Annotated in this window: 10 protein-coding genes and 1 pseudogene; 6 read left to right on the forward strand and 5 right to left on the reverse strand. The window is 58.8% G+C overall.

Going from position 1 to position 14146, the window contains the following annotated elements:
• The 4 genes and pseudogenes from tapB to AACS18_RS12220 all read right to left on the reverse strand — a co-directional run.
• Nucleotides 1–690 (reverse strand): annotated as a pseudogene (gene tapB, locus AACS18_RS23435) (PilB family type IVa pilus assembly ATPase TapB); the annotation flags it as partial.
• Nucleotides 691–693: 3 nt separating this feature from the next.
• Nucleotides 694–1122 carry a type IVa pilus major pilin TapA gene (gene tapA, locus AACS18_RS12210; protein WP_108612406.1) on the reverse strand — a complete coding sequence of 143 codons (429 nt, stop codon included), beginning with the start codon at nt 1120–1122 and terminating at the stop codon, nt 694–696.
• Between the two features lie 315 nt (nt 1123–1437).
• The gene (gene nadC / locus AACS18_RS12215; protein WP_108612407.1) at nt 1438–2301 is read right to left on the reverse strand and encodes a carboxylating nicotinate-nucleotide diphosphorylase; all 864 of its coding nucleotides are present in this window, start codon (nt 2299–2301) and stop codon (nt 1438–1440) included.
• 3 nt (nt 2302–2304) lie between these two features.
• On the reverse strand, nt 2305–2775 hold the full coding sequence (locus AACS18_RS12220; RefSeq protein ID WP_040068932.1) for a retropepsin-like aspartic protease family protein: 471 nt from the start codon (nt 2773–2775) through the stop codon (nt 2305–2307).
• Between the two features lie 130 nt (nt 2776–2905).
• On the opposite strand from AACS18_RS12220, the gene ampD reads away from it, so the two are divergent.
• The 6 genes from ampD to AACS18_RS12250 all read left to right on the forward strand — a co-directional run bounded on the left by ampD (nt 2906) and on the right by AACS18_RS12250 (nt 11936).
• Nucleotides 2906–3481, forward strand: coding sequence for a 1,6-anhydro-N-acetylmuramyl-L-alanine amidase AmpD (ampD, locus tag AACS18_RS12225; RefSeq protein WP_108612408.1), 576 nt, complete (start codon nt 2906–2908; stop codon nt 3479–3481).
• A gap of 278 nt (nt 3482–3759) precedes the next feature.
• Nucleotides 3760–4524, forward strand: coding sequence for a pyruvate dehydrogenase complex transcriptional repressor PdhR (gene pdhR, locus AACS18_RS12230; protein WP_005336127.1), 765 nt, complete (start codon nt 3760–3762; stop codon nt 4522–4524).
• A gap of 79 nt (nt 4525–4603) precedes the next feature.
• Nucleotides 4604–7264: a pyruvate dehydrogenase (acetyl-transferring), homodimeric type gene (gene aceE / locus AACS18_RS12235; protein ID WP_005355086.1), complete on the forward strand. Its 2661-nt coding sequence runs from the start codon at nt 4604–4606 to the stop codon at nt 7262–7264.
• Nucleotides 7265–7383: 119 nt separating this feature from the next.
• Entirely contained in the window at nt 7384–9273 is a 1890-nt protein-coding gene (gene aceF, locus AACS18_RS12240; RefSeq protein WP_108612409.1) for a pyruvate dehydrogenase complex dihydrolipoyllysine-residue acetyltransferase, read from the forward strand.
• Between the two features lie 148 nt (nt 9274–9421).
• Nucleotides 9422–10849 carry a dihydrolipoyl dehydrogenase gene (lpdA, locus tag AACS18_RS12245; protein ID WP_108612410.1) on the forward strand — a complete coding sequence of 476 codons (1428 nt, stop codon included), beginning with the start codon at nt 9422–9424 and terminating at the stop codon, nt 10847–10849.
• A gap of 124 nt (nt 10850–10973) precedes the next feature.
• Nucleotides 10974–11936, forward strand: coding sequence for a sensor domain-containing diguanylate cyclase (locus AACS18_RS12250; RefSeq protein ID WP_108612411.1), 963 nt, complete (start codon nt 10974–10976; stop codon nt 11934–11936).
• Nucleotides 11937–12026: 90 nt separating this feature from the next.
• On the opposite strand, the gene AACS18_RS12255 is transcribed toward AACS18_RS12250, so the two are convergent.
• Entirely contained in the window at nt 12027–13937 is a 1911-nt protein-coding gene (locus AACS18_RS12255) for a methyl-accepting chemotaxis protein (RefSeq protein WP_108612427.1), read from the reverse strand.
• Between the last annotated feature and the right edge of the window lie 209 nt (nt 13938–14146).

Raw genomic sequence — 14146 nt, forward strand, 5'->3', positions numbered from 1 at the left:
CGGCGGGGTAGCGATTTCATGCAGAATGCCATCGATGCGAAAGCGCACCCGATACTTGAACTCATATGGCTCGAAGTGCAGGTCGGAGGCACCGCGCTTGATGGCGTCCATCAGGATCTTGTTGATGTACTTGACGATGGGAGCATCGTCATCGGCAGTATTGACGCTCTCGTCCAGCCGGCTGTTCTCGTCGGAGACCTCGAGATCCGAAATCTCGGACTCGTCGATATCCTCCATACCGAGGGCGTCATTTTCGCTCTCCAGCAGCTTGCCGATGGCGGCGGTGAGTTTGTTCTCCTCCACCAGCAACGCTTCGGTATGTAGCCCGAAGCTGAAGCCAAAGTCCTCCAACGCCGAGACATTGGTCGGATCCGACATGGCGATATAGAGGGTGTGGCCCTGGGTGTAGATGGGCAGCACATGGTGTTTCTCAATCAGCTTCTGATTGAGGTATTTCTGCGGGATCTCGGCCAAATCGAAGGCGGCAAGATCCAGCAGAGGTACCCCATACTCCAGCTCGCAAAAATCGGCGAGCGCCTTGCTGTCGAGGATCTCGTTCTCAATCAGAAATGTCACAAAGGGTTTGCGCTGGGCCTTGGCCTGGCTCAGATAGCGCTGGGAGTCCTCTTCACTGATCAGTGAAGAGGCGGCCAGGCTTAACGCCAGGCCGCTATTAGGGCTAGAGGTCATGCGTTAGCAGATGCCTGCGCCTACACATGTGCCAACAGTGCCAGAGGGATTTGGGGCCCAATTGATTTTTCCTGAAGTCAGGGTCGGGACCAGTATATATGTGTATGCTGTGCCACCGAATGATGTCGCAACGCCTTCTGCAGTGATCGCATTTGTTGTGGAATCTACTTTTACTGACTGTACGTTACCATTGGCACCAGAAACCTCAGCAGGAACACCGTTAGTTCCAGCATCACATCCTCCAAGGGCGCCAGTGGTTTGAGCGCATATTTCAATTGCTGTTTTGAAAGGTCCTGTAGCGGAAATAACTTCTGTAAATCTAGCCTTCTGCGTATAGGTCTGATACGCAGGAAGTGCAATCGCCGCCAGAATGGCCACGATCGCGACCACGATCATCAGTTCAATAAGGGTAAAACCCGATTGTTTCTTCATTTGAAATATCCTTTTATCCTTGGTTCCTGGGAAGTGTCGGTAGAAAATCGTCCGAACGTCAGTATCTTATCCGAGCTGTCAGGGGTGGCAACAGAGATTGCTGCCTTTGTTAACCACTTTCATGTCATTTACCAAAAACTTGATGCGAGTCATAAAATAAGTGGCTTCTTATGACTCTTTGTTACGGGTGGAAGCGGGTCCGTCATTACACTCCTTTGCTGAGGGATCCTGCATAAAGAAAAGGCGCCCATGGCGCCTTTTGCAAGTTGTTTATCCGGTTAGGTCGAGTATTTGCTCAGGCCTGCGGGGTGAATCTCACTGCTGAATAAAGCGCATGGAGAGATCGAGCGCCCGCACATGCTTGGTCAGCGCCCCGACCGAGATAAAATCGACGCCGGTGGCGGCAAACTCGGCCAAGGTGTCCAGCGTCACATTGCCGGAGACCTCCAGCTTGGCGCGGCCCTGATTGATGGCGACCGCTTCCCGCATCATGGTCACGTCGAAGTTGTCGAGCATCACGATATCGGCGTGTGCCGCCAGCGCCTGTTCCAGCTCTGTCAGCGTTTCGACTTCTACCTCTACCGGTTTGCCCGGATTGAGATGACGAGCCTCATTAATCGCCTCGGCAATGCCGCCGCAGGCGAGGATGTGGTTTTCTTTGATGAGATAAGCGTCGTAGAGACCGATGCGGTGATTCTTGCCACCGCCGCAGGTGACCGCGTACTTCTGGGCGGTGCGCAGCCCGGGGATGGTCTTGCGGGTGTCAAGCAGACGGCAGTCGGTGCCCTCCAGCTCTGCCACGTAGCGGGCGGTGAGGGTAGCGACGCCGGAGAGGGTCTGGACAAAGTTCAGCGCATTGCGCTCGCCGGTCAGCAGCAGGCGGGCAGGGCCATGGAGGCGGAACAGCTCCTGATTGGGGGAGAGCACTTCCCCATCCTGCACCTTCCACTCTACCTTCACGTCACCGCCGAGTTGTACGAACACTTCGTCCACCCAGGGCTGGCCGCAGAACACTCCGGCCTCACGGGTGATGACCCGGGCGCTGGCCATCCGATCCGCCGGGATCAGCTGGGCGGTGATATCGGCGCTGGCGTCCGGTTGGTCCAGCGTGGTGAGGGCATCGCCCAGATCTTCGAGTAGTGCGGCGCGCACGGCGCGGCTGACATCCTGTTGAAACATGCCTTATTCCTGCAAGGGTCTGAGCAGCAGTTGCCGCTCCTTTTGAACCAGCTCCAGCCGACCGAGGGCGTTCATGCCAACCAGCACTTCGTCACCGTCTGCCGCCGGATTGATAAAGATGGCCAGATCGTACAAGGTCAATGGCCCCATCGCCAGCGTTTCGATGGTGCCGTTGCCGACCCGGATCTGCCCCGCAGCGGTATTGACCTGGCTGCTGCCGTGAGCGGTCAGGCCGAGGCGCTCGGCAACCTGCTGCGGGATGGTGATACGGGTGGCGCCGGTATCGAGCAGCAGTTGCACCGGCTGGCCGTTGATGGCACCCTCCAGACGATAGTGGCCGCTCTGGTCGGCCCGCAGCAACAGCTCGCCGCTGGCGGTGACGCTTGGTTGGTTGCGGGAGTGAAAATAGAGGGTCAGCAGGCCCATCAAAGAGAGCCAGGCCAGTAACCACATCCAGCGTGCCGTGTGCTGCATACCCCATCCATATCGAGCGGAAGATGACTCAGCCTAACATACCATTTCCCTTTAATTCAGTGAGTTGGTGTCGGGTTGCCTATCAGGTATCTTCGTTTTCTCGCCATTTATCAGCCAACTCGAGTAGCCGATGACTCAACTCGCTTCGCAACCTTGTTTCTCTATCGATGCTGCTGGCTGGTGCCAGCAGGCGCGCCGGGTGCCTTCTCCCCATCACAACGAACGGGCTGCCCCGGATGATATCTCCCTGCTGGTGGTGCATGGCATCAGCCTGCCGCCGGGGGAGTTTGGTGGCCCCTTTATCGACGATCTCTTTATGGGGCGACTCGACCCCGATGCTCACCCCTATTTTGCCGGTATCCATCAGCTGCGGGTTTCGGCTCATTGCCTGATCCGCCGTGATGGCGAGTTGGTGCAGTATGTGCCATTCGGCGCGCGCGCCTGGCATGCGGGTGTCTCGATCTGGCAGGGGAGGGAGGCATGCAATGACTTCTCCATCGGCATCGAGCTGGAAGGGACTGACGAAATCCCCTACACCGAGGCTCAATACCGGGCATTGGCAGGGCTCACCCGAGCCATCTCGGAGCGCTATCCGGCGATTACCCACGAAAAAGTTGTCGGCCATTGCGATATCGCACCAGGGCGCAAGACGGATCCCGGTGCCAGTTTCCAGTGGGATTACTACCGGCAACTACTAAACAGCTAAAGTAAATATTCAAATTTAGTTTGGATTTTAAAATCAATGGCTTGCCTATCTGGCAGGCCATTTTTGTCTCTGGTTGCGCAAATGTTATTTGTGAGCGCGGTCAAGAATATTGGTCAGACCATTTTCTATGAGCTAAATCATGTTTCCCCTGCTTTACCTCTTAAGTGGTGGGGCTGATTCTTGACTCAGATCATCTTTTGAGTGGACTTTTCAAAAGGCCTCTGCTAATTTTCGCCCCATCCATAAAATTGGTAATACCAATTTAACAAAGTAGCCTCATGCCCTATCGCAAGATTACGCAACCCAAGTTGGCCGACTCCATTGTCGCCGAGCTGGAACAGATGATTCTGGAAGGCAGCCTGCAGCCGGGGCAGAAATTGCCTCCCGAGCGGGAACTCGCCATCCAGTTTCAGGTATCGCGCCCCTCCCTGCGCGAAGCCATCCAGCGACTGGAAGCGCGCGGATTGCTTTATCGCCGTCAGGGCGGCGGCACTTATGTGCAGAATGCCCTGAGCAAGGGGATCGCCGATCCTCTGTTCGAACTGCTCAGTACCCACCCGGAAGCCCAGTATGACCTGCTGGAGTTTCGCCACGCGCTGGAAGGCATCTGTGCCTACTACGCGGCCTTGCGGGGAACCGGGTCTGATTTCGAGCGCATTCGTCAGGTGCAAACCACCATCGAAGAGGCGGGCCAACTCGGTTCGCTGGTGGCCGAGTCGGCAGCAGTGACCCAGTTCTATCTGGCGGTGGCCGAGGCCTCCCACAACGTGGTGCTGCTGCACCTGCTGCGGGCCATGAGCCCGATGCTCGAACAGAACATTCTGCAGAATAACGAGATTTTGAATCGCCGCCCGGGAGTGGTAGCCAAGATACGTCGCCATCGCGCGAATCTGATCGAGGCTATTCTTTCGGGGGCTCCGGAGCGGGCCAGAACAGCTTGTCATGAGCATCTGGCCTTTATCGAGGACACCTTGTTGGATATGCAGAGGGAAGACAGCCGGATCCAGCGATCCATGCGTCGGATCCGTCAGCAGGAAAACTAATCCCACAAGGCTTTATTGTCGAATGCTTGCGCCCTTCGCCGTGCAATGCCGTGCAATCACAACAACATAGGAACCAGCCATGTCTGATATCCTGAAGAACGATGTGGACCCGATAGAAACGCTGGAGTGGCTTGCCTCTCTGGAATCCCTGCTGCGTGAAGAGGGTCCGCAACGCGCTCAGTTCATCCTTGAACAGTTGGCCGAGAAAGCCCGCGTAAGCGGTGTGGACGTGGCTGCCAAGGCAAATCGCGATTACATCAACACCATCCCGTCCAGCGATGAGCCGGACTACCCGGGTGACCTGGAGATGGAACGCCGCATTCGCGCCATCATCCGCTGGAACGCCATGATGATCGTGCTGCGCGCGTCCAAGAAAGACCTGGACCTGGGTGGTCACATGTCTTCCTTCGCTTCTTCTGCGACCATCTATGATGTCTGCTTCAACCACTTCTTCCGTGCTCGCAATGAGAAGGATGGTGGCGATCTGGTTTACTTCCAGGGGCACATCTCCCCGGGCATCTATGCTCGTGCCTTTGCTGAAGGTCGTCTGACCGAAGAGCAGCTGGACAACTTCCGTCAGGAAGTGGACGGCAAGGGTATCCCTTCCTATCCGCACCCGAAACTGATGCCGGACTTCTGGCAGTTCCCGACCGTATCCATGGGTCTGGGCCCCATCGCCGCCATCTATCAGGCTCGCTTCCTGAAGTACCTGACCGACCGTGGCATCAAGGATTGCTCCGAGCAGACCGTTTACGCCTTCCTGGGTGACGGCGAGATGGACGAGCCGGAAGCCAAAGGTGCTCTGACCGTTGCCGTGCGTGAAAAGCTCGACAACCTGGTGTTCGTGGTTAACTGCAACCTGCAGCGTCTGGATGGTCCGGTTGTCGGTAACGGCAAGGTCATCAACGAGCTGGAAGGCCTGTTCGCTGGCGCCGGTTGGGATGTCACCAAGGTGATCTGGGGTCGCAAGTGGGATGAGCTGCTGAAGAAAGACACTTCCGGCAAGCTGATCCAGCTGATGAACGAGACAGTGGACGGTGACTACCAGACTATGAAGTCCCGCGACGGTGGCTACATCCGCGAGCACTTCTTCAACCGTTATCCGGAAACTGCCGCGCTGGTCAAAGACATGACCGACGAGGAGATCTTTGCCCTGAACCGCGGTGGTCACGATCCTCGCAAACTGTTCGCTGCATTCAACAAGGCGACCCAGACCAAGGGCAAGCCGACCGTTATTCTGGCCAAGACCATCAAGGGTTACGGCATGGGTGAAGCGGCTGAAGGCAAGAACATTGCTCACCAGGTCAAGAAGATGGAGCTGGACTCCGTGCGTCACCTGCGTGACCGCTTCAACCTGCCGGTGGCCGACGAGCAGCTGGCCGATCTGCCGTACCTGAAGATCGAAGCCGGTTCTGCCGAGCACAAATACCTGCACGACCGTCGCACCGCCCTGAAAGGCTATGTGCCGACCCGTCTGCGCGAAAGCACCACCAAGCTGGAAATCCCGGCACTGGATGCCTTCGGCCCGCTGCTGGGCGAGCAGGCGCGCGAAATCTCCACCACCATGGCGTTCGTGCGTTCCCTGAACGTGATGCTGAAAGACAAGTCCATCGGCAAGCGCATCGTTCCGATCCTCGCTGACGAAGCCCGTACCTTCGGTATGGAAGGCCTGTTCCGCCAGATCGGTATCTACAGCCCGCACGGTCAGCAATACACCCCGCAAGACCGCGACATCGTCTCCTACTACAAGGAAGACAAGCAGGGTCAGGTTCTGCAAGACGGTATCAACGAGCTGGGCGCCATGTCCTCCTGGCTGGCTGCTGCGACCTCTTACAGCACCAACGACTGCCCGATGATCCCGTTCTACATCTACTACTCCATGTTCGGCTTCCAGCGGATCGGCGACATGGCGTGGGCAGCCGGTGACCAGCAAGCCCGTGGCTTCCTGCTGGGTGCAACCTCCGGTCGTACTACCCTGAACGGTGAAGGTCTGCAGCACGAAGATGGTCACAGCCACATCCTGGCGAACACCATCCCGAACTGCATCTCCTACGATCCGTCCTACGCCTATGAAGTGGCGGTGATCGTACAGGACGGCCTGCGCCGCATGTACGGTGAGAACCCGGAGAACGTGTTCTACTACATCACCACCCTGAACGAGAACTATGCCATGCCGGCCATGCCGGAAGGCGCCGAGGAAGGCATCCGCAAGGGTATCTACAAGCTGGAATCCGTAGCCGGTGCCAAGGCGAAAGTTCAGCTGCTGGGTTGTGGTTCCATCCTGGGTCACGTGCGCAAGGCTGCCCAGATCCTGGCCAGCGAGTACGGCATCGGTTCCGATGTGTTCAGCGTCACCTCCTTCAACGAGCTGGCTCGTGACGGTCAGGACGCGGATCGCTGGAACATGCTGCACCCGACTGCCGAAGCTCGCGTACCGTACATCGCTCAGGTACTGGGTTCCGAAGCCACCATCGCTGCGACTGACTACATGAAGTCCTTCGCCGATCAGGTTCGCGCCTTCGTTCCGACCGAAAACTACCGCGTGCTGGGTACCGACGGTTACGGCCGTTCCGACAGCCGTGCCAACCTGCGTCGTCACTTCGAAGTGAACGAGTTCTACGTGGTGGTTGCTGCTCTGACCGAACTGGCCAAGCGCGGCGAGGTAGACAAGCAGGTTGTGGCCGACGCCATCGCCAAGTACGGCATCGATGCCGACAAGGTCAACCCGCTGTACGCGTAAGTGGATCAAGGGTCGCGCCGTATGACGGCGCGACCCTGCCAGGATTTAAAACGGTTAACGCGAGATGTGCGTGGCGGCATCAGCCAGTCACGCGGATCGACGCAAGAGGATAAAGCACAATGTCCAAACAGATTATGGTGCCGGATATCGGCGCCGATGAGGTTGAAGTCACCGAGATCATGGTGGCCGTGGGTGACAAGGTCGAGCTGGACCAGTCCATCATCGCGGTAGAAGGCGACAAGGCCTCCATGGAAGTACCGGCTCCGTCCGCCGGTATCGTCAAAGAGATCCTGATCAAGGTGGGCGACAAGGTTGCCACCGGTTCCCAGATCATGATCTTCGAAGCCGAAGGCGCTGCTGCTCCTGCAGAAGTGGCTGCACCGGTTGCTGCTGCTCCGGCCGCCGCACCTGCCGCAGCCGTGCGCAAAGATGTGCACGTACCGGACATCGGTGACGACGAAGTGGACGTGACTGAAATCATGGTTGCCGTGGGCGACATGGTAGAAGCTGACCAGTCCATCATTGCCGTGGAAGGTGACAAGGCCTCCATGGAAGTACCGGCACCGTTTGCAGGCCGCGTAGTCGAGATCAAGGTTGCCGCTGGCGCCAAGGTCTCTACCGGTTCTCTGGTGATGGTATTTGAAGTGGCTGGCGCTGCGCCTGCTGCCGTTGCTGCTCCGGCTCAAGCTGCCGCGCCTGTGGCTGCTGCCCCGGTTGCCACCGCTGCCAAAGAGGTCAACGTACCGGATATCGGTGGCGACGAAGTGGAAGTCACCGAGATCATGGTTGCTGTGGGTGACAAGGTTGAAGCCGACCAGTCCCTGATCGCCGTGGAAGGTGACAAGGCCTCCATGGAAGTGCCTGCGCCGTTCGCCGGTGTGGTCAAAGAGATCAAGGTGAAGGCGGGTGACAAGGTCTCCACCGGTTCCCTGATCATGGTCTTCGAAGTGGCTGGCGCTGCTCCTGCCGCCGCGCCGGTTGCTCAAGCTGCCGCTCCGGTCGCTGCAGCCCCTGTTGCCGCTGCTCCGGCTCCGGTTGCCCAGGCAGCTGCCGCTGCGACCGATTTCGTTGCCAATGACGCTTATGTACACGCCTCTCCGGCAGTACGCCGTCTGGCGCGCGAGTTTGGCGTCAACCTGGCCAAGGTGAAAGCCTCCGGTCGCAAGGGCCGCATCGTCAAAGAAGACGTGCAAGCCTACGTGAAGGATGCCATCAAGCGTGCCGAGTCCGCTCCTGCCTCTGCCGGCGTAGCCGGTGGCAACGGTCTGGGCGTACTGCCGTGGCCGAAGGTAGACTTCAGCAAGTTTGGTGATGTGGAAGAGGTCGAGCTGACCCGCATTCAGAAGATCTCCGGTCCGAACCTGCACCGCAACTGGGTCATGATCCCTCATGTCACCCAGTTCGACGAAGCCGATACCACCGAGCTGGAAGCGTTCCGCAAAGAGCAGAACGCGATGCTCGAGAAGCAGAAGGCAGACGTGAAGATCACCCCGCTGGTGTTCATCCTGAAAGCCGCCGCCAAGGCGCTGGAAGCTCACCCGCGCTTCTGCAGCTCCCTGTCCGAAGATGGCAGCAAGCTGATCATGAAGAAGTACATCCACATCGGTGTGGCGGTAGATACCCCCAACGGTCTGGTTGTGCCCGTGGTGCGCGATGTTAACAAGAAGGGCATCATGGAGCTGTCTCGCGATCTGGCCGAGATCTCCAAGAAGGCCCGTGCCGGCAAGCTGACCGCTGCCGACATGCAGGGCGGTTGCTTCACCATCTCCAGCCTGGGTGGCATCGGCGGTACCAGCTTTACCCCGATCGTCAACGCGCCGGAAGTGGCCATCCTGGGCGTATCCAAGTCCGAGATGAAGCCGAAGTGGAACGGCAAAGAGTTTGCGCCGCGCCTGATGCTGCCGCTGGCTCTGAGCTACGACCACCGCGTGATCGATGGTGCCGATGGGGCTCGCTTCATCACCACCATGAACGGCGTGCTGTCCGACATTCGTCGACTGGTCCTGTAAGTGAGAGGGCGGGCCCAGAGCCTGCCCTTTTTACTTCTCATTTCATTAACATGATCGTAAACTTGCCCCGTTTTTTTCACGGCTGCAGCCACCCGTTTCGGTATAAGACTGCGCTGTCCGGGGATATAAGAACGACAAAGAGGTCATGATGAGTAAAGAAATCAAAACCCAGGTCGTAGTACTGGGTGCTGGCCCTGCCGGTTATTCCGCTGCTTTCCGTGCAGCCGATCTGGATCTGGATACTATTATCGTCGAGCGTTACTCCACCCTGGGTGGCGTCTGCCTGAACGTGGGCTGCATCCCCTCCAAGGCGCTGCTGCACGTTGCCAAAGTGATTGAAGAAGCCAAGGCGCTGGCCGAGCACGGCATCGTCTTCGGTGCCCCGCAGACCGACATCGACAAGATCCGTCTGTGGAAAGAGAAGGTTATCAACCAGCTGACCGGCGGTCTGGCTGGCATGGCCAAGATGCGTAAAGTTCAGGTTGTTAACGGCTTGGGTAAATTTACCGGCCCGAACACCCTTGAAGTGGAAGGTGCCGACGGCAAGACTACCGTGACCTTCGACAACGCCATCATCGCGGCCGGTTCCCGTCCGGTGAAGCTGCCGTTCATCCCCCACGATGACCCCCGCGTATGGGACTCTACCGATGCGCTGGAGCTGAAAACCGTTCCCGGCAAACTGCTGGTTATCGGTGGCGGCATCATCGGTCTGGAGATGGGTACCGTTTACTCCTCTCTGGGTTCCGAGATCGACGTGGTGGAATTTGCCGACCAGCTGGTTCCGGCTGCCGACAAAGACATCGTCAAGATCTACACCAAGCGCGTCGCCAAGAAATTCAACATCATGCTGGAGACCAAGGTCACCGCAGTTGAAGCTCGCGAAGACGGCCTGTACGTCTCCTACGAAGGCAAGCACGCTCCGGCCGAGCCGGTTCGTTACGACAACGTGCTGGTTGCCGTAGGTCGTGTGCCGAACGGCAAGATGCTCGATGCCGAGAAGGCAGGCGTTGCCGTGACCGAACGTGGTTTCATCGAGGTGGACAAGCAGCTGCGTACCAACGTGGCGCACATCCACGCTATCGGTGACATCGTGGGTCAGCCGATGCTGGCGCACAAAGGTGTTCACGAAGGTCACGTTGCCGCCGAAGTGATCGCTGGCAAGAAGCATTACTTCGACCCGAAAGTGATCCCGTCCATCGCCTACACCGAGCCAGAGATGGCATGGGTTGGTCTGACCGAGAAGGAAGCCAAGCAACAAGGCCTGAACTTCGAAGTCGCCACCTTCCCGTGGGCTGCTTCCGGCCGCGCCATTGCGTCCGACTGCTCCGACGGTATGACCAAGCTGATCTTCGACAAGGAGAGCGGCCGCGTCATTGGTGGTGCCATCGTGGGTACCAACGGTGGTGAACTGCTGGGTGAAATCGGTCTGGCCATCGAGATGGGTGCTGACGCTGAAGATATCGCGCTGACCATCCACGCTCACCCGACTCTGCACGAGTCTGTGGGTCTGGCTGCCGAAGTGTTCGAAGGCTCCATCACCGACCTGCCGAACGCCAAGGCCAAGAAGAAAAAGTAATTTTCTTCCCCGCTTGTCTAAAAAGCCGCTCGAATGAGCGGCTTTTTGTTTTCTCCTTGCTGCCCCTACTTCGACAAAGCCCAATATGCTAAAGATAGGTTTTGGCACTGATGAGAGAGGCACGATGCTAGAAGCACCCATTCCACCCGATGAGGCATTGCGGTTGGAGACCCTGCGGCGGCTCTCTTTGCTGGATTCCGAGGCCGAGGAGCGGTTTGACCGGCTGACCCGCATGGCCCGACGGGTGTTCAATGTCCCCATCGCGCTGGTAAGTCTGGTGGATGAAGATCGCCAGTGGTTCAAATCCTGTATCGGTCTGGAGGTCCGTGAGACTGCCCGGGACATTTCGTTCTGTGGCCACGCCATCATGGGCAATGAGACCTTCATCGTGCCGGATGCTTCACAGGATCCCCGCTTTGCCGACAATCCGCTGGTGGTGGGTGAGCCCGGCATCCGCTTCTATGCCGGACAGCCACTGCGGATCGCCAACGGCTGCAAATTGGGGACGCTCTGCATCATCGATACGGTGCCGCGGGAATTGAGCGAGGAAGATGTGGGGCTGCTCAAGGATCTGGCGGCGATGGTGGTGCGGGAGCTCGAAGCGGTGCAGCTGGCCACCATTGATGAGTTGACCCTGATCTCCAATCGGCGTGGGTTCGTGATGCTGGCGGAGAAGAGCCTCTCGCTGGCCAGTCGCTTGCAGATGCCGCTGGCGCTGCTCTATCTGGATCTCAATGGCTTCAAGGGGATCAACGATAGGTGGGGACATGCGGAAGGTGATCGAGCCCTGATCGCCTTTGCCACTCTGCTCAAGCAGGCTTTTCGTGGCGCCGACGTGTTTGCCCGCATGGGCGGCGATGAGTTCGCCGTCCTGTTGCCCAATGTGGTAGAGGCGCAGGCACAACTAGCCTATGAGCGTTTCAATGCCATGTTGGCCGAGCACAATCAGCACAGTGGTTGCGGTTATGCGCTGACCTGCAGCACCGGGATTGTCTGCTATGACGGGCGCGGCTGTGTCTCTCTGGCCGAGCTGCTCACCCGCGCGGATGAGCTGATGTATCAGCGCAAACGGGATGGCAAGGGCTGACTGCTATACCTGATTAGCCGCCACCAAAACAACAGAGAGCGCCACGGCGCTCTCTGTTGTTGATGGCTTAGGTCAAGGCCAAGGTCGGGGTCAGAGCCGGAAGTTGCCGACCAGCTTGTCCAGTTGACCGGAGAGCTGCTGCAGGCTGCGGCTGGACTCGGTCAGCTGGTGGGCGATATCGGCGGTCTCCATGGTGAGCTGGTTGATATCTTCCACGTTGCGGTTGATCTCGCCGACCACGCTCGACTGTTCCTCGGTGGCGGTGGCGACCTGGATATTCATGTCGTTGATCTGGGTGATGTGGGCGGTGATCTGGCCGAGGGCGGCGTTGGCCTCATCGGCCTGGCTCACCACCTCCAGACTCTGGTTGCGCCCTTGTGCCATGGCGCTGACGGCGCGGGCACTCTGCTCCTGCAAGCGGTTGATCATCCCTTGGATCTCGGCGGTCGAGGCGGCGGAGCGGTTGGCCAGATTGCGCACTTCATCTGCCACCACGGCGAAACCGCGACCCTGTTCACCGGCGCGAGCGGCCTCGATAGCCGCGTTCAGTGCCAGCAGGTTGGTCTGCTCCGAGATGCTGCGGATGGTTTCGAGGATACTGCCGATGGAGTCGGTCTGGCTCGCCAGCGACTCGATAACCCCTGCCACCTGCTCAATTTCGCCTGAGAGGTCGACGATGCCGTGGCGCGCCTGCGCTACCACTACTGCCCCCGCATCGGCCTGATCGTTGGCCTGTCTGGCTACTTCGGCTGCCAGCGAAGCGTTACCGGCGATCTCGCTCACCGTGGCCCCCATTTCGTGGATGGCTGTGGCCACCTGCACGGTGCGGTCACGCTGGGCAGTACAGTTGTGCTGGGTCAGCTGCGCCTTGTTGGCCACCTCGTTGGCGGTGGCCGCGAGCTGGCGGGAGTTCTCCGCCACCTGCTCGATGGAGCCGTGGATCTTGGCGACGAAGTTGTTGAAGCCGGTGGCGACCTGACTCAGCTCGTCACGCCCTTCCACCTTGAGGCGTTGGGTGAGATCACCATCGCCGCTGCCCAGTTCCTTGAACAGGCGGGCCAACTCGTTAAGCGGGCGGCTGACCGAGCCTGCCAGCAGCATCCCCATCAGCCCCATGGCCAGCGCAATCACCAGCGAGATCATCAGGATCTCGTTGCGGGTCTGATCCAGCTCGGCATAGATCTCGGCTTCTGGCACTTGGGCCACCAGATACCAGTCGAGCAGCGGGATATAGCTGCTGGCCAGTACCATGGGCTCGCCATTGACTTCAGCGTTGATGACGGCAAAGGGACGTTTGGCCAGCAGGCTACCGGTATCACCGCTGGCGATGCCGCCCAGAGTATCGCGTTCGATGCGGTTGGCCTCGGGGTGGAGCTTCACCTTGCCACTGCCATCGACCATAAAGACGATGCCGCTCTCTTCCAGCCGGAAGTTGGAGACCATGGTCACCATGGTGTCGAGGGATTTGGCAAAGCCCGCCAGCCCGCGCCCGTTGAGCTGCTGGAAGTTGACGAACAGCTTCACCTCGCCGTTGCTCTCGCGGAAGATGCTGAGGGTCATCTCCTTCTGGCTCTTGGTGTAGTCATAGAACCAGGCGTCTTGCGTGGGTGTCAGGTTGCGCAGAAAGCCATCCTGGTTGTAGTAGGCTGCGGTCTGGCGATCGGCGAAGGAGGCGGTCACCAGACCATACTGGTTGGCCACATCCTTGAGCTGGTTGATGAGGATCGGCTCCTGCTCTTTGGGCATGCCCCGCTCTACCCAGTCGAGGATGAAGCGGTCGGTGGCCAGTTGGCGGGCGGCCTGGGCGATGCCGTGGAGATCCTGCTCAATCTCCTTGCTGATCCGCTGGGTCAGGTTGGGCAGCTCCTGCTCGAACATCCGGTTTTCGATCAGTTGCTGGGCCGAGCGTTGGCTGAAGTAGCCTACCAGCAGGCAGGAGACGACCACGGCCAGGGTGACCGTGGCCAGTATTTTTTGTTTAAGCGTGAGGGTTGCCAGCATAAAGGTGCTCAAAAGGTTGAGATTGACGACGCTCATATTAGCGGCAGCGCGGCGCTACCCATGAGGCTTGCAGCCCTTTATTTGCGGATTACGTTTGCGCTCACAGGGGCGGCGGCGTGCCCCTTCGCCATGCAGCACAGGCGGGAGGCGGATTGACGGTTGCGCTAACTGCCGGGCCCCTTATAGTAGAGGCCATCCTTGGTGACTGA

This window comes from Aeromonas sp. HMWF015, assembly GCF_963878965.1.
Lineage (GTDB): Bacteria > Pseudomonadota > Gammaproteobacteria > Enterobacterales > Aeromonadaceae > Aeromonas > Aeromonas veronii.

Bases quoted from the DNA above. Each gene is read 5' to 3' on its own strand.
- pdhR (WP_005336127.1), top strand. From the start codon at position 3,760: ATGCCCTATCGCAAGATTACGCAACCCAAGTTGGCCGACTCCATTGTC.
- tapA (WP_108612406.1), bottom strand. From the start codon at position 1,122: ATGAAGAAACAATCGGGTTTTACCCTTATTGAACTGATGATCGTGGTC.
- ampD (WP_108612408.1), top strand. From the start codon at position 2,906: ATGACTCAACTCGCTTCGCAACCTTGTTTCTCTATCGATGCTGCTGGC.
- nadC (WP_108612407.1), bottom strand. From the start codon at position 2,301: ATGTTTCAACAGGATGTCAGCCGCGCCGTGCGCGCCGCACTACTCGAA.
- AACS18_RS12250 (WP_108612411.1), top strand. From the start codon at position 10,974: ATGCTAGAAGCACCCATTCCACCCGATGAGGCATTGCGGTTGGAGACC.
- AACS18_RS12255 (WP_108612427.1), bottom strand. From the start codon at position 13,937: ATGCTGGCAACCCTCACGCTTAAACAAAAAATACTGGCCACGGTCACC.
- aceE (WP_005355086.1), top strand. From the start codon at position 4,604: ATGTCTGATATCCTGAAGAACGATGTGGACCCGATAGAAACGCTGGAG.
- lpdA (WP_108612410.1), top strand. From the start codon at position 9,422: ATGAGTAAAGAAATCAAAACCCAGGTCGTAGTACTGGGTGCTGGCCCT.
- aceF (WP_108612409.1), top strand. From the start codon at position 7,384: ATGTCCAAACAGATTATGGTGCCGGATATCGGCGCCGATGAGGTTGAA.
- AACS18_RS12220 (WP_040068932.1), bottom strand. From the start codon at position 2,775: ATGCAGCACACGGCACGCTGGATGTGGTTACTGGCCTGGCTCTCTTTG.